Raw genomic sequence first — 21331 nt, 5'->3', positions numbered from 1 at the left:
TTCGAGGAATGCTGGTCGTGATCTGCTGCATGGCAGGGATCGCGATGGCTGATGAAAAGAACATTCTGGTCACCAGCGGCAGCGATCGGGCTACTCCGATCGCCGTTGTACCGTTCGGTTTCCAGGGCGGTGCCGTCCTGCCGGATGACATGGCTGAAATCATTGGTAACGATTTGCGCAACTCGGGCTATTACTCGCCGATTCCAAAGCAAAACATGATCAGCCAGCCAAGCCAGCCGAGCGAAATCATCTTCCGTGACTGGAAGGCGGTGGGTGCTCAATACATGATGGTCGGCAGCATCGTTCCAGCGGGCGGTCGCCTGCAGGTGCAATGGGCGCTGTTCAACGTGGCCACCGAGCAGAAAGTGGCTGACGGCAGCGTTTCCGGTACCACCGAGCAACTGCGTGACATGGCGCACTACATCTCCGACCAGTCGTTCGAGAAACTCACCGGTATCAAAGGTGCGTTCTCGACCCGTCTGCTGTACGTCACAGCCGAGCGTTTTTCCGAGAAGAACACTCGCTACACCCTGCAGCGTTCGGACTACGACGGTGCCCGCGCGGTGACCCTGCTGCAATCGCGCGAGCCGATCCTGTCGCCGCGTTTCGCGCCGGATGGCAAACGCATTGCCTATGTGTCGTTCGAGCAGAAGCGTCCGCGCATCTTCATGCAGAACATCGACACCGGTCGCCGTGAGCAGATCACCAACTTCGAAGGCCTGAACGGTGCGCCTGCCTGGTCGCCGGATGGCAATCGCCTGGCGTTCGTGCTGTCGAAAGACGGTAACCCGGACATCTACGTGATGAACCTCGGTTCGCGTCAGATCACTCGCGTCACTGCGGGCCCTGGCATCAACACCGAACCGTACTGGGGCAAGGATGGCTCGACCATCTACTTCACCTCGGACCGTGGCGGCAAGCCACAGATCTACAAAACCAGCGCCAGTGGCGGTGGTGCCGAGCGTGTGACCTTCATCGGTAACTACAACGCCAACCCGAAACTTTCGGCTGACGAAAAGACCCTGGTGATGATCCATCGTCAGGACGGTTTCACCAATTTCAAAGTGGCGGCTCAGGATTTGCAGCGCGGAAGTGTAAAAATCCTAACTGATAGCACTCTGGACGAGTCGCCTACTGTTGCGCCCAACGGCACCATGGTAATCTACGCCACCCGCCAGCAGGGCCGGGGAGTCTTGATGCTCGTGTCCATTAATGGACGCGTGAGGCTCCCGCTTCCTACCGCTCAAGGCGAAGTCAGAGAACCGTCCTGGTCCCCTTACCTGAACTGACGCGGCGCTTTACGTTTTACTTAACACACTGGGGTTCATTAGGAGTTTCACGATGGAAATGCTGAAGTTTGGTAAATTTGCTGCGCTGGCTCTGGCCATGGCTGTAGCTGTAGGTTGCTCGTCCAAAGGCGGCGACAACGCCGGTGAAGGCGCTGTTGATCCAAACGCTGGTTACGGCGCAAACACTGGTGCCGTTGACGGTTCCCTGAGCGAAGAAGCTGCTCTGCGCGCAATCACCACCTTCTACTTCGAATACGACAGCTCGGACCTGAAGCCAGAAGCCATGCGCGCTCTGGACGTTCACGCCAAAGACCTGAAAGCAAACGGCGCTCGCGTTGTTCTGGAAGGCAACACCGACGAACGTGGTACTCGTGAGTACAACATGGCACTGGGCGAGCGTCGTGCGAAAGCCGTTCAACGCTACCTGGTACTGCAAGGTGTTTCCCCAGCTCAGCTGGAACTGGTTTCCTACGGCGAAGAGCGTCCAGTTGCTACCGGCAACGACGAGCAGTCCTGGGCTCAAAACCGTCGCGTCGAACTGCGTAAGTAATTCGATATGCGAACGTGCCGTCGTGCTGTAACTGTTCTGGCTCTCAGCCTCGCGCCGCTTGCGGCGTGGGCTGCGGTTCCTGTGGTCGATGACAACTCCGGTTATAACAATAGCGGGAGCAGTTATCCGCCTGCGGGTTACGGTACGAACGGCGCCTATGCCGGGGGAGCGGCTTCGGCCCCTGCCTCGGCACAAGGCATGCTGTTCAACCAACTGCAACAGATGCAGGATCAGATTTCTCGCCAGCAAGGCGTGATCGAAGAACTGCAGAATCAGGTTGCGCGCATGAAGCAAGAATCCCTGGAGCGATACCAGGATCTTGATCGGCGCATAGGATCCGGTGTTGCACCAGCCGCGACTCCTGAGAATTCTTCTGCCGGTGGCGACGCAAGTGCTGCTGCCGGTGCTGCTGCCGGTGCCGGGGCTGCTGCTGCGGCCCAAGCGCCTGCCGCGAGCAGTGAACCGGGTGATCCGGCCAAGGAAAAGCTGTATTACGATGCCGCTTTCGACTTGATCAAAGCCAAGGATTTCGACAAGGCCAGTCAGGCTTTTGCCGCTTTCCTGCGCAAATACCCGAACAGCCAATACGCGGGCAATGCCCAGTACTGGTTGGGTGAGGTGAACCTGGCGAAGGGTGATCTGCAAGGCGCAGGTCAGGCGTTCGCCAAGGTTTCGCAGTTGTATCCGAAGCACGCCAAAGTGCCGGATTCGCTGTACAAGCTGGCTGACGTAGAGCGCCGCCTCGGTCACACCGACAAGGTCAAGGGCATTCTGCAGCAGGTGGTTTCCCAATATCCGGGTACCTCCGCCGCTCAGTTGGCCCAGCGCGATCTGCAGCGCATGTAATTCAGCTTCACCCGTTTGGAAGAAACCCGCGCTTGTCGCGGGTTTTTTCGTTAGAATTCACGCCCTTTTTCTGAAACACGCTTCTGGTGATCTACGCGATGGCGGGGTTGCCTGAGGTGCCTGACGGAGGCGGACAGCCTGTTTAGCTGTTACGCCCGTGGCGACTATGCAAGACACATTGAGAATCACCGAAGTTTTCTACTCGTTGCAGGGGGAAACGCGGACTGCCGGGCTGCCCACGGTTTTTGTGCGCCTGACCGGTTGCCCATTGCGTTGCCAATACTGCGACAGCGCCTATGCGTTCAGCGGCGGTACGATCCGCACTCTCGACGACATCCTCGAGCAAGTGGCTGGCTATCGTCCGCGCTATGTCTGTGTCACCGGCGGCGAGCCGCTGGCGCAGCCGAACGCTATCCCTTTACTCAAGCGTTTGTGTGATGCCGGTTACGAAGTGTCACTGGAAACCAGTGGTGCGCTCGATATCACGGCAGTCGATTCGCGCGTCAGTCGTGTTGTCGACTTGAAGACGCCGGACTCGAAAGAGGCCCATCGCAACCGTTACGAGAACATCGAGCTGCTGACCGCCAACGATCAGGTGAAGTTTGTCATCTGCTCGCGGGAAGACTATGACTGGGCGGTGTCCAAGCTGATTCAGTACGGTCTCGAGCGACGTGCAGGCGAAGTGCTGTTTTCCCCAAGTCACCATGACCTGAATGCTCGAGATCTGGCGGACTGGGTGGTGGCGGATAACCTGCCGGTGCGCCTGCAACTGCAGCTGCATAAATATCTTTGGAATGATGAGCCGGGGCGCTGAGATGACTGAACCACTGAACACTGGCGAAAAGCGTGCAGTCATTCTGCTGTCCGGTGGCCTGGACTCGGCCACAGTCGTGGCGATGGCCCGGGCTGAAGGCTATGCCTGCTACACCATGAGTTTCGATTACGGACAGCGTTCGCATGCAGAGTTGCATGCCGCCGCGCGCGTTGCTCGCGACCTCGGTGTGGTCGAGCACAAAGTGATCGGCTTGAACCTGAACGGCATGGGCGGCTCGGCGCTCACCGATACCAGCATTGATATCCCTGAAGCGCTGGGCGAGGGCATTCCGGTGACGTACGTGCCGGCGCGCAACACCGTGTTCCTGTCGCTGGCCTTGGGCTGGGCTGAAGTGCTCGGCGCCCGTGACATCTTTATCGGGGTCAATGCCGTGGATTATTCCGGTTACCCGGATTGCCGTCCTGAGTTCATTGAGTCGTTCGAGCGCATGGCCAATCTGGCGACCAAGGCGGGCGTGGAGGGCAATGGCTTCCGTATTCAGGCGCCGCTGCAGAACCTGAGCAAGGCGCAGATCGTCCAGGCAGGTGTGAAGCTGGGTGTCGATTACAGCCTGACCGTTTCCTGCTATCAGGCCGATGATGATGGCCGTGCCTGCGGCAAATGCGACAGCTGCCGCCTGCGTGCGGAAGGCTTCGCGGCAGCCGGTGTAAGCGATCCAACACCTTATTTTTGATTTTTTTCAAAAAGGTGTTGAATAGTCCTTAAAAATCAGTATTATACGCGCCACCACACAGCGGGTCGTTAGCTCAGTTGGTAGAGCAGTTGGCTTTTAACCAATTGGTCGTAGGTTCGAATCCCACACGACCCACCATATTTGGCGGTTTAGAAAATCCGGAAGGCCCACGAAAGTGAGGATTTCCGGGTTTTTTTTTGCCTGCGATTCGGGGGTGTGTTCTTTCCCGGTGTCCGCGCTGACGCAGGTCAGAATCATCTTTTGCATCTACGGGATATTCTGTAGCCTTGCGCAGCTTCAATGTTGTCCGTGCCTGATAATACTCACTCTCCCGGCGGTACCCTCAAGCGGTCCGGAGCCGGGTGTATACTCGACTTTCGCGCGAACGCGCCTGCAGGTCTTGCGAACATGACGCAGATTTCCGAACGCCTACTGGTTCAAGCCCACCTCGACGCCAAACAGCCCAAACCGCTGACTGCCGAGGAAGAGGCTTATTACCGTTCCGCCATCGCCGCCGAGCTCAAGGCTCAGGACGCGGTGCTGGTGGCTCACTTTTATTGCGATCCGGTGATTCAGGCCCTGGCCGAAGAAACCGGTGGCTGTGTTTCCGACTCCCTGGAAATGGCTCGCTTCGGCAATGCCCACCCGGCCAAGACCGTGGTGGTCGCCGGCGTTAAATTCATGGGTGAGACCGCGAAGATCCTCAATCCGGAAAAACGCGTACTGATGCCGACCCTGGACGCCACCTGCTCGCTGGACCTGGGGTGCCCGGTCGACGAGTTCTCGGCGTTCTGCGATCAGCACCCGGAGCGTACGGTGGTGGTTTACGCCAACACCTCGGCAGCGGTCAAAGCCCGGGCTGACTGGGTCGTGACGTCGAGCTGCGCACTCGAGATCGTCGAAAGCCTGATGGACAACGGCGAGACCATCATCTGGGGCCCGGACAAGCACCTGGGCACTTACATTCAGCGCAAGACCGGTGCCGACATGCTGCTGTGGGACGGTGCCTGCATCGTCCACGAAGAGTTCAAGTCCAAGCAGCTTGAAGACATGAAGGCGCTGTACCCGGATGCCGCGATTCTGGTTCACCCGGAATCGCCGACCTCGGTGATCGAACTGGCCGACGCCGTCGGTTCGACCAGTCAGTTGATCGCCGCCGCTCAATCGCTGCCGAACAAGACCCTGATCGTCGCCACCGACCGTGGCATCTTCTACAAGATGCAGCAGCTGTGCCCGGACAAGGTCTTCATCGAGGCGCCTACCGCCGGTAACGGCGCTGCGTGCCGCAGTTGCGCACATTGCCCGTGGATGGCCATGAACACCCTTGAGCGCACGCTCAAGAGCCTGAAAGAAGGGACGAACGAGATCTTTGTTGATCCGGCGTTGATTCCGCAGGCGATCCGACCGCTCAAGCGCATGCTGGATTTCACCCAGGCGGCACGGATGAAACTGGCCGGCAACGCTTAAGCTCAAAGGCATTACACAAAACCTGTGGGAGCGAGCTTGCTCGCGAAGGCGTCGTATCAGTCGATTCCATTGGTGACTGACACACCGCTTACGCGAGCAAGCTCGCTCCCACAGTGGTATGGGGTGTCACGAAGTTATTTGGTCTTTTTCGGAATTCGCACGAGGCGGGTATCGGAATAGATGTCATGCCACGTGCGCTTCTGCTTGTCGTACAGCGACCAGAAGAATCCCAACCCCACGCACAGCCACGACGCAATCGACACCATAAACCGCAACAGCGCCTGCCACAGGCTGATCGCGCTGCCGTCGGCGTTCTGCACACGAATCCCCCACACTTGCATGCCCAGCGTCTGCCCGCCGTGGGTCCAGAACTTGGCGAAGAACGCGAACAGCACCAGCAGCAGCACCGTGGAGTACAGCGGATCACCGTCCAGTTGCCCGGCGTCCGTCATCACCCGCAGGCGTTCTTCACCGATGATTGCCGCCTGAATCAGCTTGTAAACGAATCCGGTGACGATCAGCAGGGCGGTGCACAGCAGGAAGTCATAGAACATCGCGGCCAGGCGACGGCCAAGGCCAACGGCAGGGAAGTCGCCCTGTGGGATGAGCAAGGTTTTCGACATGGCAGCCTCTGGACGCAAAATGAAGCGCCATTTTACGGATTCGCGCGCACAAAAAAGCCCCTGATATCAATATCAGGGGCTTTTTCGTAACAGAAATCAGGCTTCTGCTTGTACTTCGTCAGCCTGCATGCCTTTCTGGCCTTGCACAGCAACGAAAGTCACTTTCTGGCCTTCTTTCAGGCTTTTGAAGCCGTTGCCCTGAATAGCGCGGAAATGCACGAACAGATCCGGACCGCTTTCTGGAGTGATAAAACCAAAACCTTTCTCGTCGTTAAACCACTTGACGGTACCGCTCTGACGTTGGGACATTTCTTATTTCCTTTGACGCAAAAATTGATGACAGTCTCTTCCTCATGAAAGAGTACTGGGGCTGGTTGCAGGAGAGTAAGAAGACGTCGAACGGGATGTAGCTAACTTGTAGGCTACTGCCCAGGTCACGATTCCAAGCTGACCCATGCAAACACAGTGGACAAACTCTACGCCAACTACGGGATAAAAAACAAGCCCCGCGAAGGCCCCGGTTTTCCTGCACTTGCTGGCAGTTAGTCAATTCACTAGTGCGGCTTAGACGATTAGCTCGTTCAATTGTTTTCGAACGTTATAAGCAAAGTTCATATTCGAATCAGATGTTAGAAAATGCACTTTTTTGTGGCGATTGCGTTACACATTAGTGCACGCATAACGCAATCGCGTTACTTATAGAAACAGTCAATCAGCCACGATAGTAGCGTTGTGGAACAAATGGCATTTTACTTACAAGCATTGGCACCTTTTTCCCACGGACGATTGCCCAAACGGTGGTGTCGAGGGTGACATAAGCGCTGTCGAGGTATCCCATCGCCAGAGGGCCGCCCAGGGTCGGCCCGAAGCCGCCGCTGCACACGCTGCCGATGATCTCGCCCGCCTCGTTGACGATTTCCGCGCCTTCACGCACCGGGGTGCGTTCCTGCGGCAACAGGCCGACGCGTTTGCGTGCGACACCATTCTGCTGTTGGGCAAATACCTGTTCCGCCCCCGGGAAACCGCCGGCTCGCGCGCCGTCGGCACGGCGTGTCTTCGAGATCGCCCACAACAGGCTGGCCTCGATCGGCGTGGTCTCGGTGTTCATGTCGTGGCCGTAAAGGCACAGGCCGGCTTCCAGACGCAGTGAATCGCGGGCGCCGAGGCCGATGGCCTGGACTTCCGGTTCAGCCAGCAGGGCGCGGGCGAGTTTTTCCGCATCGGCGGCTGGCACCGAGATTTCGAAACCGTCTTCACCGGTGTAACCCGAACGGCTGACGAAGCAATCGACGCCCAGCAGTTGCACGCGGTTGAACTGCATGAAGGTCATTTTCGCCACGTCCGGCGCCAGCCGCGCGAGCACGGTGACGGCTGCCGGACCTTGCAGAGCGAGCAGGGCGCGCGCTTCGAACAGCTCCGTTATGGTGCACTGATCGCCGATGTGTTTTTGCAGATGCGCCAGGTCCTGATCCTTGCACGCGGCGTTGACCACCAGGAACAGCTCGTCGTTACCGAGGTTGGCGACCATCAGGTCGTCGAGGATGCCACCGTTGTCGTTGGTGAACATCGCATAACGCTGCATGCCCACCGGCAGGTCGATGATGTCCACCGGCACCAGGGTTTCCAGGGCTTTGGCGGCATTGGCACTGGTCAGGCGGATCTGGCCCATGTGCGAGACATCGAACAGGCCCGCGTGCTCACGGGTGTGTTGATGTTCCTTCATCACGCCCAGCGGGTATTGCACCGGCATGTCGTAGCCGGCGAACGGCACCATACGGGCACCAAGTTCGAGGTGCAGAGCGTGCAGCGGGGTTTTCGACAGTTGTTCGGTGGACATGCGTGGCTCCTTGAAAATGTGATTCGGGATCGGGGGCAAGATCAAAAGCCCCTCACCCCGGCCCTCTCCCGGAGGGAGAGGGAGCTAGTTACGTTTGTCTCCCGGAGGGAGAGGGTGCCAAGTACGATCGTCTCCCTGAGGGAGGCGGAGTTAAATAAGGTTCAGCATTCGATAATGTTGACCGCCAGACCGCCGCGGGCGGTCTCCTTGTATTTGCTTTTCATGTCGGCGCCGGTCTGGCGCATGGTGCGGATGACCTTGTCGAGGGAGACGAAGTGTTGGCCGTCTCCGCGCATGGCCATGCGTACCGCGTTGATCGCTTTCACCGAGCCCATCGCATTGCGTTCGATGCACGGCACCTGCACCAGTCCGCCAATCGGGTCGCAGGTCAGGCCGAGGTTGTGTTCCATGCCGATTTCCGCAGCGTTTTCTACTTGCTGCACGCTGCCGCCAAGGACTTCGCACAACGCACCGGCGGCCATCGAACAGGCGACACCGACTTCGCCCTGACAGCCGACTTCGGCGCCGGAGATCGAGGCGTTTTCCTTGTACAGAATGCCGATGGCGGCAGCGGTCAGCAGAAAGCGCACGACGCCGTCATCGTTGGCTCCGGGAATAAAGCGCATGTAGTAATGCAGCACTGCGGGGATGATTCCCGCCGCGCCATTGGTGGGGGCGGTGACCACGCGTCCGCCATTGGCGTTTTCTTCGTTGACCGCCAGCGCATACAGGTTGACCCAGTCGAGCACCGACAGCGGATCGCGCAGTGCCGACTCCGGGTTCTTGCACAGTTGCCGATGCAGCGCCGCCGCCCGGCGCTTGACCTTCAGCCCGCCCGGCAGGATGCCTTCGTTTCGGCATCCGGCGGCGACGCAGTCCTGCATCACTTGCCAGATGTTCAGCAGGCCGGCGCGGGTTTCCGCCTCCGGACGCCAGGCGCTCTCGTTGGTCAGCATCACCTGACTGATCGACAGCCCATAAGTGGCGCAATGGCCGAGCAAATCCTTGGCGCTTTTGAACGGGAAGGTCAGCGGCGTAGCATCTTCGACAATCCGGTCGGCGCCGGCAGCGTCTTCGTCGACGACAAAACCACCGCCAACCGAGTAGTACTCGCGGCTGCGGATCTGAATGCCGGCGGCGTCGAATGCGCGAAAGATCATGCCGTTGGGGTGATAGGCCAATGGCTTGCGGATCATCGCCAGATGTTCTTTCTCGTTGAACGCAATGCTGTGTTCGCCGAGCAGGTTCAGCTGGCCATTACCGCGAATGGCTTGCAGGCGGGCGGCGACGGTTTCGGTGTCGACGGTGTCCGGGTGTTCACCCTCAAGGCCGAGCAGCACGGCCTTGTCACTGCCGTGACCTTTGCCGGTAGCGCCCAGCGAGCCATACAACTCGACGCGCACACTGGCGGTTACGCTGAGCAGGTTTTCCCGGCGCAGGCCTTCGGCGAAGCGCGCAGCGGCACGCATCGGGCCGACGGTGTGGGAACTGGAAGGGCCGATGCCAATCTTGAACAGGTCGAACACGCTTAACGACATGAGTGGTTCTCCTGCGGAGCAGTTGTGAGCTTCAAGTTGCAAGCTACAAGTGAAAGCGGATCGGGTTTTTCCTTGCGGCTTCTATAAGGCCGCAGTGCATGCAGCGAGACACAAGCCGCAAGTAAAAAGCAGATCAGCCCTTACTTGCAGCTTGTAGCTCAAAGCTCGCAGCTGCTTTCCTTAAGCGTAGCTTTCGATCGACGGGCAGGCGCACACCAGGTTGCGGTCGCCGAACACGTTGTCGACGCGGCCGACCGGCGGCCAGTATTTGCCTTCAACCAGCGACGCCACCGGATACACCGCTTGCTCGCGGCTGTACGGGTGGGTCCACTCACCGACCAGCTCCGCCGCAGTGTGCGGGGCGTTCTTCAGCGGGTTGTCGTCCTTGTCCAGCGTGCCGTTTTCCACTGCGCGGATTTCTTCGCGGATGCGGATCATGGCGTCGCAGAAGCGATCCAGTTCTTCCTTGGATTCGCTCTCGGTCGGCTCGATCATCAGCGTGCCGGCGACCGGGAACGACATGGTCGGCGCGTGGAAGCCGAAGTCGATCAGGCGCTTGGCAACGTCATCGACGCTGATGCCGCTGCTGTCTTTCAGCGGACGCAGGTCGAGGATGCACTCGTGCGCCACCAGGCCGTTGCTGCCGGTGTACAGCACTGGGTAGTGCTCTTCCAGACGACGGGAAATGTAGTTGGCGTTGAGGATCGCCAGTTGCGAAGCGCGCTTCAGACCGGCGCCACCCATCATGCGAATGTACATCCAGGTGATCGGCAGAATGCTCGCGCTGCCGAACGGTGCCGCGCAGACCGCGCCTTCCTTGCGCTCCATCTGGGCGTGGCCCGGCATAAACGGTGCGAGGTGTGACTTGACGCCAATCGGGCCGACGCCCGGGCCGCCACCGCCGTGTGGAATGCAGAACGTCTTGTGCAGGTTCAGGTGCGAAACATCGCCGCCGAACTTGCCCGGCGCGCAGAGGCCGACCATCGCGTTCATGTTGGCGCCGTCGATGTACACCTGGCCGCCGTTGTCGTGAATGATCCCGCAGATTTCGCGGATACCTTCTTCGAACACGCCGTGGGTCGACGGGTAGGTGATCATCAGTGCAGCGAGGTGTTCGCGGTGCTCGATCGCTTTGGCACGCAGGTCTTCGATGTCGACGTTGCCGCGCGCGTCGCACGCGGTCACAACCACGCGCATGCCGGCCATGTTGGCGGTGGCCGGGTTGGTGCCGTGGGCGGACGACGGGATCAGGCAGATGTCGCGGCGCTCATCGCCACGGCTCTGGTGGTAAGCGCGAATCGCCAGCAGGCCAGCGTATTCACCCTGCGAACCGGCGTTCGGTTGCAGCGAGATCGCGTCGTAACCGGTAGCGGCGCAGAGCATCGCTTCCAGTTCGTCGGTCAGTTGCTGGTAGCCGGCGCTCTGTGCGGCGGGAGCGAACGGGTGCAGTGCGCCGAATTCGGCCCAGGTCACCGGGATCATTTCGCTGGCGGCATTGAGTTTCATGGTGCACGAGCCCAGCGGGATCATGGTGCGATCCAGTGCCAGATCCTTGTCCGCCAGTTTGCGCAGGTAGCGCATCAGCTCGGTTTCCGAGTGATAGCGGTTGAACACCGGGTGGCTGAGGATCGGCGACTGACGCACCAGCGCAGCCGGGATGGTGCTTTGCACCGAGGCGGCCAGTGCCGCGAAGTCCGGCAGGGTCTTGCCGTCGGCGAACAGACTCCACAGGGTTTCAATATCAGCCTGAGTGGTGGTTTCGTCCACCGACAGGCCCAGACGCTGAGCGTCGATCACCCGCAGGTTGATCTGCGCAGCGTGCGCCTTGTCGTGCAGTGCGGCGGTTTGCGCGCCGGTCGCGAGGGTCAGGGTGTCGAAGAAGCTGTCCTGCTCGACGTTGGCGCCCAGTGCGTTCAGGCCCTTGGCCAGAATCGCGGTCAGGTGATGCACGCGGTTGGCGATCTGGGTCAGGCCTTTCGGGCCGTGGTACACGGCGTACATGCTGGCGATATTGGCCAGCAGCACCTGCGCGGTGCAGATGTTCGACGTGGCCTTCTCGCGGCGAATGTGTTGCTCGCGGGTCTGCATCGCCAGGCGTAGGGCCGGCTTGCCGAAACGGTCAACCGAGACACCGACCAGACGGCCCGGCATGTCGCGCTTGAACGCATCCTTGGTGGAGAAGTACGCGGCGTGCGGGCCGCCGAAGCCCAGCGGCACGCCGAAGCGTTGCGCCGAGCCGATGGCGACGTCCGCGCCGAACTCGCCCGGGGCGGTCAGCAAGGTCAGGGCCAGCAGGTCGGCAGCCACAGCGACCAGCGCGTTGGCGGCGTGGAAGCGTTCGGTCAGTTCGCGGTAGTCGAACAGGTCACCGTTGCTGGCCGGGTATTGCAGCAGTGCGCCGAAGAACGGCGACACGTCAGTCAGTTCACGCTCGTCACCGACGACCACGTCGATACCCAGCGGCTCGGCACGGGTGCGCAGCACGTCGAGGGTTTGCGGGTGGCTGTGGATCGAGGCGAAGAATTGGTGGCTGCCCTTGTTCTTGCTCAGGCGTTTGCAGAAGGTCATGGCTTCGGCAGCGGCGGTGGCTTCGTCGAGCAAGGAGGCGTTGGCGATCGGCAGGCCGGTGAGGTCGCTGATCAGGGTCTGGAAGTTCAGCAGCGCTTCAAGACGGCCCTGGGAGATTTCTGGCTGGTACGGGGTGTACGCGGTGTACCAGGCCGGATTTTCCAGGAGGTTGCGCAGGATCGGCGACGGCGTGTGGCAGTTGTAGTAGCCCTGGCCGATGTAGGTCTTGAACAGCTGGTTCTTGCCGGCGATGGATTTGATCATCGCCAGGGCGTCGGCTTCGCTGAGGCCGTCGTCCATGCCGAGCACGCTGGTGCCCTTGATGCTTTCCGGGATCACGCTGGCGCTCAGGGCTTCGAGGGAATCGAAGCCGAGGCTGTTGAGCATGGCTTGCTCGTCAGCGGCGCGCGGGCCGATGTGACGGGCGATGAATTCGTTGGCAGTGCCGAGGTTTACTTGGGTCATGTCGCTACTCCTCAGGCTTCGGCTTGGGCTTTGATCAAACGGTCGTAGGCGTCTTGATCCAGCAGTTTCGCCACAGCCGAGGCGTCGCTTGGCTGGAAGCGGAAGAACCAGCCTTCGCCCAGCGGATCTTCGTTGACCAGTTCCGGTGCGTCTTCCAGTGCCGGGTTGATTTCCAGTACCTCGCCATCGAGGGGCATGTACACGCCGCTGGCGGCTTTCACCGATTCCACGGTGGCGGCTTCGGCGCCTTTTTCGTAAGCCTGCAGCTCAGGCAGTTGCACGAACACCACGTCGCCCAGGGCGTTCTGCGCGAAAGCGGTGATGCCGACAGTAACGCTGCCGTCAGCTTCAGTGCGCAGCCATTCGTGATCTTCAGTAAAACGCAACTCGCTCATGGAAACTCCTAAGGGGGCCAGACTCGTCTGGTGGACGCGGTGGAAGGCTCGGGCGGCAAAGCCCTGATTTTATGAACGGTTACTTAGCAAGAACGCGGCCATCTTGAATTTATCGTTATAAATCAATTGGATAGCTATTTATGGCGATGCCGCAGATTGCGTGCGTGTAGCGAAATCGCTACAGCTTGGGGCGGGGAAAAAAGCTGAACGGGATCAAAGCCTTGCACTGTGGTCGCCGGAGGAGGGTGTAGCGATATCGTTCCGCTGTAGCGCTTTCAGTACAGATGGAGGTCGCTTTTGAACGGATTTCGAATCCGTCACCAATCATTGTAGGAGTGAGCCTGCCAGGGGATATGCGGCGTGATCAGGGCTTGTTGGGAATGCCGTACTTGCGCAGGCGATGGGCGATGGCGGTGTGCGAGGTTTGCAAGCGGCTCGCCAGTTGCCGGGTCGAGGGGTAGCTGACGTAGAGCTGTTCCAGCAGCGATTTTTCGAAGGACTCGACGGCTTGTTCGAGGCTGTCGACATCGCTGTCGGTCTGGCGCGCCACGGAGGTGCCGGCGATGTCGAGATCGCCGATATCGACCAGGCTGCTTTCGCAGATCGCGGCGGCGCGGAAGATCACGTTCTGCAGTTGCCGCACGTTGCCCGGCCAACGATTACCGAGTAGCGCCGGATAGGTGCCGGGGGCGAGGCGGCAGACCGGGCGCTGGATCTGCGCGCAAGCCTGCTGCATGAAATAGCGCGCCAGCAGCAGGATGTCCTGACCGCGTTCGCGCAGCGGCGGCACTTCAACGTTGAGCACGTTGAGGCGGTAGAACAGGTCTTCGCGGAACAGGCCTTCGCTGACCATTTTTTCCAGGTCGCGGTGGGTGGCGCTGAGGATCCGCACGTTGACCTTCACTTCGCGATCACCGCCGACCCGACGGAAGCTGCCGTCATTGAGAAAGCGCAACAGCTTGGCCTGCAAGTACGGCGACATCTCGCCGATTTCGTCGAGAAACACCGTGCCCTGGTTCGCCAGCTCCATCAGCCCCGGTTTGCCACCACGCGCCGCGCCAGTGAAGGCGCCGGGGGCGTAGCCGAACAGTTCGCTCTCGGCGAGGTTCTCCGGCAGCGCCGCGCAGTTCAGGGCGAGAAACGGCGCACTGTGTCGCGCACTGATGGCATGGCAGGCGCGAGCCACCAGTTCTTTACCGGTGCCGGTTTCGCCCTGAATCAGCAGCGGCGCGTCGAGGGCCGCGACCCGTTGCGCGCGCGCCTTGAGGGTGCGGATCGCCGGGGATTCGCCGAGCAATGCATCGAAACCTTCGGCGTGGTCGTGGTGCAGTGCCGACAATTGTTCGCCGATGCGGTTGGGTTGATAGAGCGTGAGCAAGGCGCCGGCATCGGTGATCGGTGTGGCGTCGAGCAACAGGGTCTGGCCGTTGACGGTGATCTCGCGCAGCGGCAGGCGGAAGCCTTGCTCGAGCAGGGTGTCCAGCAGGCCGGGATCGTTGAACAGCTCGGAGACGCTTTCCCCCGCCGGTTCACGCCCGTACAGCGCGATCAAGGCCGGGTTGGCCAGCAACACCTTGCCGGCGCTGTCGAGGGCCAGCACCGGGTCGGTCATCGCCGCGAGCAAGGCATCGAGCTGCAGGTGCCGACGCTGGCCGGGGAGGATGTCGACGACCGTCACCGCTTCCACGCCGCGCACGCGAAACAGTGCATCTTTCAGCTCTTCAAGCACTTGCGGGCTCAGGGTCGGGGCGTCGATGTAGACGTTGGGTGGAATCATCTCCACCGCATCCAGATTGAGATTGCGCCCACCGAGGATAGCCAGGACTTCCTGGGTGATGCCGACGCGGTCGATGAAGCTGACGTGGATACGCATGGGGCGGTTCAGTGATCTGCAGTGCGAAGGGTGGCAAGTATGCCTTAAATCAAAAACACCCTCACCCCAGCCCTCTCCCGGAGGGAGAGGGGGCCGATAGTGGAATGCTCACGAGGTACGCTGACCTGAAAATACGGCTGTGAATCCAGAATCGACCCGGTCTTTCAGGTCGAAGCCTGTCCTCAGACACTTCGGTCAGCCCGTCTCCCTTCGGGAGAGGGGGCCGATAGCGGAATGCTCACGAGGTACGTCGACCTGAAAAATACGGCTGTGAATCCAGAATCGACTCGGTCTTTCAGGTCGAAGCCTGTCCTCAGACACTTCGGTCAGCCCGTCTCCCTTCGGGAGAGGGGGCCGATAGCGGAATGCTCACGAGGTACGCCGACCTGAAAATACGGCTGTGAATCACGAGGTACGTCGACCTGAAAAATACGGCTATGAATCCATAATCGACTCGGTCTTTCAGGTCGATGTCTGTCCTCAGACACATCGGTCAGTCCCCTCTCCCTTTGGGAGAGGGCTAGGGTGAGGGGCTTTTGAGGTTATTCGAAGTGCTCGAGATTGACCGGGTCGCCGGATTTCATATCGAGCTGCTTACGGATGTCTTCGAACATCAGATCGTAATGCTTGTGCACCGAGCCGATCTGGCTGTGGGTCCTGGGGATGCCGTATTTCTCGGCGATTCGCGTCACATTGTTGGCAAAGTTGTAAGCCTCTTCCTTGGGCAGGAAGAAGGTCTCTTTCATGTCCTTTCCCTGAAGGCTGCCATGCATCGTGAACTGGATGCCTTTGCCTTTTTGCGGATCGGTGAACACTTCATAGTCGAGGCACACGTTGTAACTGACGTCATCTGGCGTCAATGCGTGCCGCTCGATATGCAAATGACCAGGTTCGAATTGGGCCATGGGTTTCTCCTTTCAAGGCATGGGAGAAGGGCAGACCCTGGGTCTGCCCCCGGAGTTTCTATTTATCGATAACGGATGCCCGGCTTCGCGGTGCTGACGCGAGTACCGGCGGTGCCCTGGACGATCGCTTCGATGTCCGCGAGTGAGCCGATCACCGCGACCTTGCCAGTATGGCGTGCGAATTCGCAGGCTGCCTGCACCTTCGGTCCCATGGAACCGGCGGCGAAGCCCAGCCGTTCCAGTTCATCCGGATGCGCCTCGGCGATGGCTTTCTGCGTTGGCTTGCCGTAGTCGATGAACGCCGCGTTGACGTCGGTGGCGATCACCAGCAAATCGGCTTCCAGCTGTTCAGCGAGCAGCGACGAGCACAGGTCCTTGTCGATCACCGCCTCGATGCCCTTGAGGTGGCGATTCTCGTCGTACATGGTCGGAATCCCGCCACCACCGGCGCAGATGACGATGCTGCCCTTGTCCAGCAGCCACTTGATCGGACGGATTTCAAAGATGCGTTTCGGCCGTGGGCTGGCGACCACGCGGCGGAACTTGTCACCGTCCGGGGCGATGGCCCAGCCTTTCTCGGCGGCGAGTTTTTCCGCTTCGGCCTTGTCGTAGACCGGGCCGATCGGTTTGCTCGGGTTCTGGAAGGCCGGGTCCTTGGCGTCGACTTCAACCTGGGTCAGCAGGGTGGCGAATGGCACCTCGAAGTCCAGCAGGTTGCCCAGTTCCTGTTCGATGATGTAGCCGATCATGCCTTCGGTTTCGGCACCGAGCACGTCCAGCGGGTAAGGGGTGACGGAGGTGTACGCCGCCGCCTGCAGCGACAGCAGGCCGACTTGCGGGCCATTGCCGTGGGCGATGACCAACTGGTTGCCGGGATGGATTTTGGCGATTTGCTCGGTGGCGATGCGGATGTTGGCGCGCTGGTTGTCAGCGGTCATCGGTTCACCACGGCGGAGCAGGGCGTTACCGCCCAGAGCTACGACGATACGCATGGTGCATGTCCTTCTAGAAAACAGTGAGTTCGTGCAGGACGAATACGATCCCTGTGGGAGCCGGGCTTGCCCGCGATGGCGGTGTATCAGTCAGCATTGCTGTCGGCTGACACACCGCTATCGCTGGCAAGCCAGCTCCCACAGTGACCGTGTCGATCAATTACAGATCCGCCAGGGTCGAGACCAGAATCGCCTTGATCGTGTGCATGCGGTTTTCCGCTTGCTCGAAGGCGATGCAGGCGGGCGACTCGAACACGTCGTCGGTCACTTCGATGCCGTTGGCCAGGTGCGGATACTGTTCGGCGATCTGTTTGCCGACCTTGGTATCGCTGTTGTGGAAGGCCGGCAGGCAGTGCATGAACTTGGTGCGCGGGTTGCCGGTGGCTTTCATCAGTTCGGCGTTGACCTGGTACGGCAGCAGTTGCTGGATACGTTCGGCCCAGGCTTCCACCGGTTCACCCATCGACACCCAGACGTCGGTGTGGATGAAGTCGACGCCCTTGACGGCGGCTTTCGGGTCTTCGGTCAGGGTGATGCGTGCACCGCTTTCTTCCGCGTACTTGTTGCAGCGCTCGACCAGATCGTCATGCGGCCACAGGGCTTTCGGTGCGCAGATGCGCACGTCCATGCCGAGTTTGGCGCCAACCAGCAGCAGCGAGTTGCCCATGTTGTTGCGGGCGTCGCCGAGGTAGGCGTAGCTGATTTCATGGATCGGCTTGTCGGCGTGCTCACGCATGGTCAGCACGTCGGCGATCATTTGCGTCGGGTGATATTCGTCGGTCAGGCCGTTGAACACCGGCACCCCGGCGAACTTCGCCAGCTCTTCGACGATTTCCTGTTTGAAGCCACGGTACTCGATGGCGTCGTACATTCGACCCAGCACGCGGGCCGTGTCTTTCATGCTTTCCTTGTGGCCGATTTGCGAGGAATTCGGGTCGATGTAGGTGACGTTGGCGCCCTGGTCATAGGCCGCCACTTCGAACGCGCAGCGGGTGCGGGTCGAGGTTTTTTCGAAGATCAGGGCGATGTTGTTGCCCTTCAGGTGTTGCTGCTCGGTGCCGGTGTACTTGGCGCGTTTCAGATCGCGGGACAGGTCGAGCAGGTAACGCAGCTCACGTGGGGTGTGGTGTTCCAGGCTGAGCAGGTTACGGTTGTGAATGTTAAAAGCCATGATGGATCTCCTTCGGTGTCGGTTATCCCCCTGGCCGCACTTTATAAGTGCCGGCCAGGGCTCAGAGGTTTAGTAATCGATCGGGTCGCGGATGATCGGGCAGGTCATGCAGTGGCCGCCGCCACGGCCGCGACCGAGTTCGCCGGCGCTGATGGTGATGACCTCCACGCCCGCCTTGCGCAGCAGGGTGTTGGTGTAGGTGTTGCGGTCGTAGCCGATGACCACGCCCGGTTCCACGGCCACCACGTTGTTGCCGTCGTCCCATTGCTCGCGTTCGGCGGCGAAGCTGTTGCCGCCGGTTTCCACCACGCGCAGCTTCGGCAGGTTGAGGGCTTTGGCCACGGTGTCGAGGAAGTTGGTTTCTTCGCGGCGAATGTCGATGCCGCCCTGTTTGCTTTCGTCAGGGCGCAGGGTGAACGCGACGATCTGGTTGACCACTTCCGGGAAGATCGTCACCAGGTCGCGGTCGCAGAAGCTGAACACGGTGTCCAGGTGCATCGCGGCGCGGGACTTCGGCAGGCCGGCGACGATGACTTTCTCCACGGCTTTGTTCTTGAACAGGTTCAGCGCCAGTTGGCCGATGGCCTGGCGAGAAGAACGTTCGCCCATGCCGATCAACACCACACCGTTGCCGATCGGCATCACGTCGCCGCCCTCAAGGGTGGCGCTGCCGTGATCCTTGTCCGGGTCGCCGTACCAGATCTCGAAATCGGCGTTGGTGAACTGCGGGTGGAATTTGTAGATGGCGGTGGCCAGCAGGGTTTCCTGACGGCGCGCCGGCCAATACATCGGGTTCAGCGTCACGCCGCCGTAGATCCAGCAGGTAGTGTCGCGGGTGAACTGGGTGTTCGGCAGCGGCGGTAGAATGAAGCTGGAGTGGCCGAGGAAGTCGCGGAACATCTGGATGGTCTTGCCACCGAAGCTGTCTGGCAGATCATCGGCCGACACGCCACCGATCAGGAACTCGGCGATGTGCCGTGGCTCTAGGCTTTTCAGCCAGGATTTGACTTCGCTGATCAGGCCCAGGCCCACCGAGTCGGCGGTGACCTTGCGGTCGAGAATCCAGTCCAGCGCTTCAGGGATGGCGACGATGTCGGTCAGCAGGTTGTGCATTTCCAGCACGTCGATCCCGCGTTCACGCATCTTGGTCACGAAGTCGAAGTGGTCGCGCTTGGCCTGGGCGACCCACAGCACGTCGTCGAACAGCAGTTCATCGCAGTTGTTCGGGGTCAGCCGCTGGTGGGCCAGACCTGGGGAGCAAACCATGACTTTGCGCAGTTTGCCGGCTTCGGAATGGACGCCGTACTTAACTTTTTCCGTGGTCATTGCAGTGATCCTCCAGAGATAAAATTTTGGGCAATTACAGAGTCAGGAAGCCGTCGTAGAGACCGTAGGCAGCCACCAGGGCACCGACGACCACCGCGGCGAAAATCAGCTTCTCGACGTTGGTGAAAACCGCTTGTTTGAGTTCGAGCTTGGCCTTGGCGAACAGGATCGCGCCGGGGGCATACAGCAGGGCCGAGAGCAGCAGGTACTTGACGCCGCCGGCGTACAGCAGCCAGACCGCGTAGATCAGGGCGATGCCGCCGATGATCAGGTCCTTGCGCCGCTCGGCCGCGAAGCCTTCGTAGGTTTCGCCACGCACCGCGATCAGCAGGGCGTAGGCCGCCGACCACAGGTACGGCACCAGAATCATCGAGGTGGCGAGGTAGATCAGCGACAGGTAAGTGCTGGCCGAGAACAGAGTGATGATCAGGAAAATCTGCACCATCGCATTGGTCAGCCACAGGGCGTTGACCGGTACGTGGTTAGCGTTTTCCTTACGCAGGAACTCCGGCATGGTGTGGTCTTTGGCGGCGGCGAACATGATCTCCGCGCACAGCAGCACCCACGACAGCAGCGCCCCCAGCAGCGAGATGATCAGCCCGACGCTGATCAGCACCGCGCCCCAGTGACCGACTACGTGCTCGAGCACGGCGGCCATCGACGGGTTCTGCAACTTGGCCAGTTCTGGCTGAGTCATGATGCCCAGCGACAGCACGTTCACCAGCACCAGGAACAGCAGCACGGTGATGAAGCCGATTACAGTGGCCTTACCCACGTCGGAGCGTTTTTCCGCACGCGCCGAGAAGATGCTCGCGCCCTCGATGCCGATGAACACCCACACGGTGACCAGCATCATGTTGCGCACCTGGTTCATCACGCTGCCCAGGTCGGGGTTTTTCAGGCCCCAGATGTCAGCGGTGAAGATGTCCAGTTTGAACGCGAAGACCGCGATCAGGACGAACAGCAGCAGCGGCACGACTTTGGCGACGGTGGTCACCAGGTTGATGAACGCCGCCTCCTTGATCCCGCGCAACACCAGAAAGTGCACAGCCCACAGCAGCACCGAGGCGCCGATCACCGCAGCAACGGTGTTGCCCTCGCCGAAGACCGGAAAGAAATACCCGAGGGTGCTGAACAGCAGAACAAAGTAACCGACGTTGCCCAGCCAGGCACTGATCCAGTAACCCCAGGCGGACGAGAAACCCATGTAATCGCCAAATCCGGCCTTGGCGTAGGCGTAGACGCCGCCGTCCAGGTCAGGCTTGCGATTGGCGAGGGTTTGGAAAACAAAAGCGAGGGTGAGCATGCCGACTGCGGTGATGGCCCATCCGATCAGGACCGCGCCGACGTCGGCGCTGGCGGCCATGTTTTGTGGTAACGAAAATATCCCGCCACCGATCATTGAACCGACTACCAATGCAACGAGTGCACCGAGTCGTAGTTTTCCGGGAGCTTCAGACATTGCATAACTCCATTGCAGGAGAGAAGAGTTCACAGCGTAGTGCTGTTATCTGTACAAACAGCTGACTTGGATCAGTTCATGGTCACATTCCATTGTTAATGAATGACTTATGAAAAGACTGATGGCATAAAGCTGCTGCCTGAAGAGCCCTGTTCCAGAGGCTTTCGGCAGATGTGGTTGGGAATTGCTCCTATTACTTTCGAATTATCACGCTAGTTGCTTTTCAGCTTTTGGCAAATTTTTGGCATCTGTTTTCAATACAGAATCGATTAATCAGGATTCGTGCCCAAAACGGATTAACCGTGTTATGCGTTAGCGTTGTTGGCTATATATAAAAGGCGTTAATTGGCGTTATTCAATAAACGTACTTACGCTTATCCGTTTAGTTAATACCCAGAAATAGTCACACCTTGTGGCGAGGGGATTTATCCCCGATGGGTGGCGTAGCCGCTCCAGATCCATTCAGCGCGGTGCATCAGGCAGAACGAGTTCTCAGGTTTTGGGGCGGCTTTGCCA

General features: G+C 59.9%; 18 protein-coding genes and 1 tRNA gene. 7 read left to right on the top strand and 12 right to left on the bottom strand.

The window, feature by feature from the left end; translation table 11 throughout:
- Positions 1-8: 8 nt before the first annotated feature.
- The 7 genes from tolB (at position 9) to nadA (ending at position 5660) form a co-directional block, all read left to right on the top strand.
- Positions 9-1289 (top strand): Tol-Pal system beta propeller repeat protein TolB, encoded by a 1281-nt coding sequence (gene tolB, locus HV782_RS22490; RefSeq protein ID WP_171057245.1) that lies wholly within the window; start codon positions 9-11, stop codon positions 1287-1289.
- Between the two features lie 52 nt (positions 1290-1341).
- Positions 1342-1839 carry a peptidoglycan-associated lipoprotein Pal gene (gene pal / locus HV782_RS22485; protein WP_003178634.1) on the top strand — a complete coding sequence of 166 codons (498 nt, stop codon included), beginning with the start codon at positions 1342-1344 and terminating at the stop codon, positions 1837-1839.
- A gap of 6 nt (positions 1840-1845) precedes the next feature.
- Positions 1846-2685 carry a tol-pal system protein YbgF gene (ybgF, locus tag HV782_RS22480; RefSeq protein WP_123467198.1) on the top strand — a complete coding sequence of 280 codons (840 nt, stop codon included), beginning with the start codon at positions 1846-1848 and terminating at the stop codon, positions 2683-2685.
- A 166-nt stretch (positions 2686-2851) separates the two neighbouring features.
- Positions 2852-3499 (top strand): 7-carboxy-7-deazaguanine synthase QueE, encoded by a 648-nt coding sequence (gene queE / locus HV782_RS22475; RefSeq protein WP_186748199.1) that lies wholly within the window; start codon positions 2852-2854, stop codon positions 3497-3499.
- A 1-nt stretch (position 3500) separates the two neighbouring features.
- Positions 3501-4193, top strand: a complete 693-nt coding sequence (queC, locus tag HV782_RS22470; RefSeq protein ID WP_186748200.1) for a 7-cyano-7-deazaguanine synthase QueC — start codon at positions 3501-3503, stop codon at positions 4191-4193.
- A 62-nt stretch (positions 4194-4255) separates the two neighbouring features.
- A tRNA-Lys gene (locus HV782_RS22465) sits at positions 4256-4331 on the top strand.
- A 270-nt stretch (positions 4332-4601) separates the two neighbouring features.
- Positions 4602-5660 (top strand): quinolinate synthase NadA, encoded by a 1059-nt coding sequence (gene nadA / locus HV782_RS22460; RefSeq protein WP_003227499.1) that lies wholly within the window; start codon positions 4602-4604, stop codon positions 5658-5660.
- A gap of 134 nt (positions 5661-5794) precedes the next feature.
- Here the strand turns inward: nadA and HV782_RS22455 are convergent, their stop codons facing one another.
- From HV782_RS22455 to arcD, 12 genes are all read right to left on the bottom strand, one after another.
- Positions 5795-6283, bottom strand: coding sequence for an RDD family protein (locus tag HV782_RS22455; protein ID WP_186748201.1), 489 nt, complete (start codon positions 6281-6283; stop codon positions 5795-5797).
- A 96-nt stretch (positions 6284-6379) separates the two neighbouring features.
- Positions 6380-6592 (bottom strand): cold-shock protein, encoded by a 213-nt coding sequence (locus HV782_RS22450; RefSeq protein WP_003175786.1) that lies wholly within the window; start codon positions 6590-6592, stop codon positions 6380-6382.
- 403 nt (positions 6593-6995) lie between these two features.
- The gene (gene gcvT / locus HV782_RS22445) at positions 6996-8120 is read right to left on the bottom strand and encodes a glycine cleavage system aminomethyltransferase GcvT (RefSeq protein ID WP_186748202.1); all 1125 of its coding nucleotides are present in this window, start codon (positions 8118-8120) and stop codon (positions 6996-6998) included.
- A gap of 161 nt (positions 8121-8281) precedes the next feature.
- Positions 8282-9658 (bottom strand): L-serine ammonia-lyase, encoded by a 1377-nt coding sequence (locus HV782_RS22440; protein WP_186748203.1) that lies wholly within the window; start codon positions 9656-9658, stop codon positions 8282-8284.
- 180 nt (positions 9659-9838) lie between these two features.
- Complete coding sequence (gene gcvP / locus HV782_RS22435) at positions 9839-12691, bottom strand: aminomethyl-transferring glycine dehydrogenase (RefSeq protein WP_186748204.1); 2853 nt, start codon at positions 12689-12691, stop codon at positions 9839-9841.
- Between the two features lie 11 nt (positions 12692-12702).
- The gene (gcvH, locus tag HV782_RS22430; protein WP_186748205.1) at positions 12703-13086 is read right to left on the bottom strand and encodes a glycine cleavage system protein GcvH; all 384 of its coding nucleotides are present in this window, start codon (positions 13084-13086) and stop codon (positions 12703-12705) included.
- A 364-nt stretch (positions 13087-13450) separates the two neighbouring features.
- Entirely contained in the window at positions 13451-14959 is a 1509-nt protein-coding gene (gene gcsR, locus HV782_RS22425; RefSeq protein ID WP_186748206.1) for a transcriptional regulator GcsR, read from the bottom strand.
- 542 nt (positions 14960-15501) lie between these two features.
- Complete coding sequence (locus tag HV782_RS22420; RefSeq protein ID WP_123467181.1) at positions 15502-15864, bottom strand: DUF5064 family protein; 363 nt, start codon at positions 15862-15864, stop codon at positions 15502-15504.
- Between the two features lie 62 nt (positions 15865-15926).
- Complete coding sequence (gene arcC, locus HV782_RS22415; protein WP_186748764.1) at positions 15927-16856, bottom strand: carbamate kinase; 930 nt, start codon at positions 16854-16856, stop codon at positions 15927-15929.
- 160 nt (positions 16857-17016) lie between these two features.
- A complete protein-coding gene (locus HV782_RS22410; RefSeq protein ID WP_128614871.1) occupies positions 17017-18027 on the bottom strand; it encodes an ornithine carbamoyltransferase in 1011 nt (336 codons plus the stop codon).
- A 69-nt stretch (positions 18028-18096) separates the two neighbouring features.
- On the bottom strand, positions 18097-19353 hold the full coding sequence (gene arcA, locus HV782_RS22405) for an arginine deiminase (RefSeq protein WP_186748765.1): 1257 nt from the start codon (positions 19351-19353) through the stop codon (positions 18097-18099).
- Between the two features lie 34 nt (positions 19354-19387).
- The gene (gene arcD / locus HV782_RS22400; RefSeq protein ID WP_128614332.1) at positions 19388-20815 is read right to left on the bottom strand and encodes an arginine-ornithine antiporter; all 1428 of its coding nucleotides are present in this window, start codon (positions 20813-20815) and stop codon (positions 19388-19390) included.
- Between the last annotated feature and the right edge of the window lie 516 nt (positions 20816-21331).

Origin of the sequence: Pseudomonas monsensis (genome assembly GCF_014268495.2) — a bacterium.
In the GTDB taxonomy this organism is placed as follows: domain Bacteria; phylum Pseudomonadota; class Gammaproteobacteria; order Pseudomonadales; family Pseudomonadaceae; genus Aquipseudomonas; species Aquipseudomonas monsensis.
Note: the sequence above shows the minus strand (reverse complement) of the source record. Positions and strands in the feature narration are given on the sequence as shown.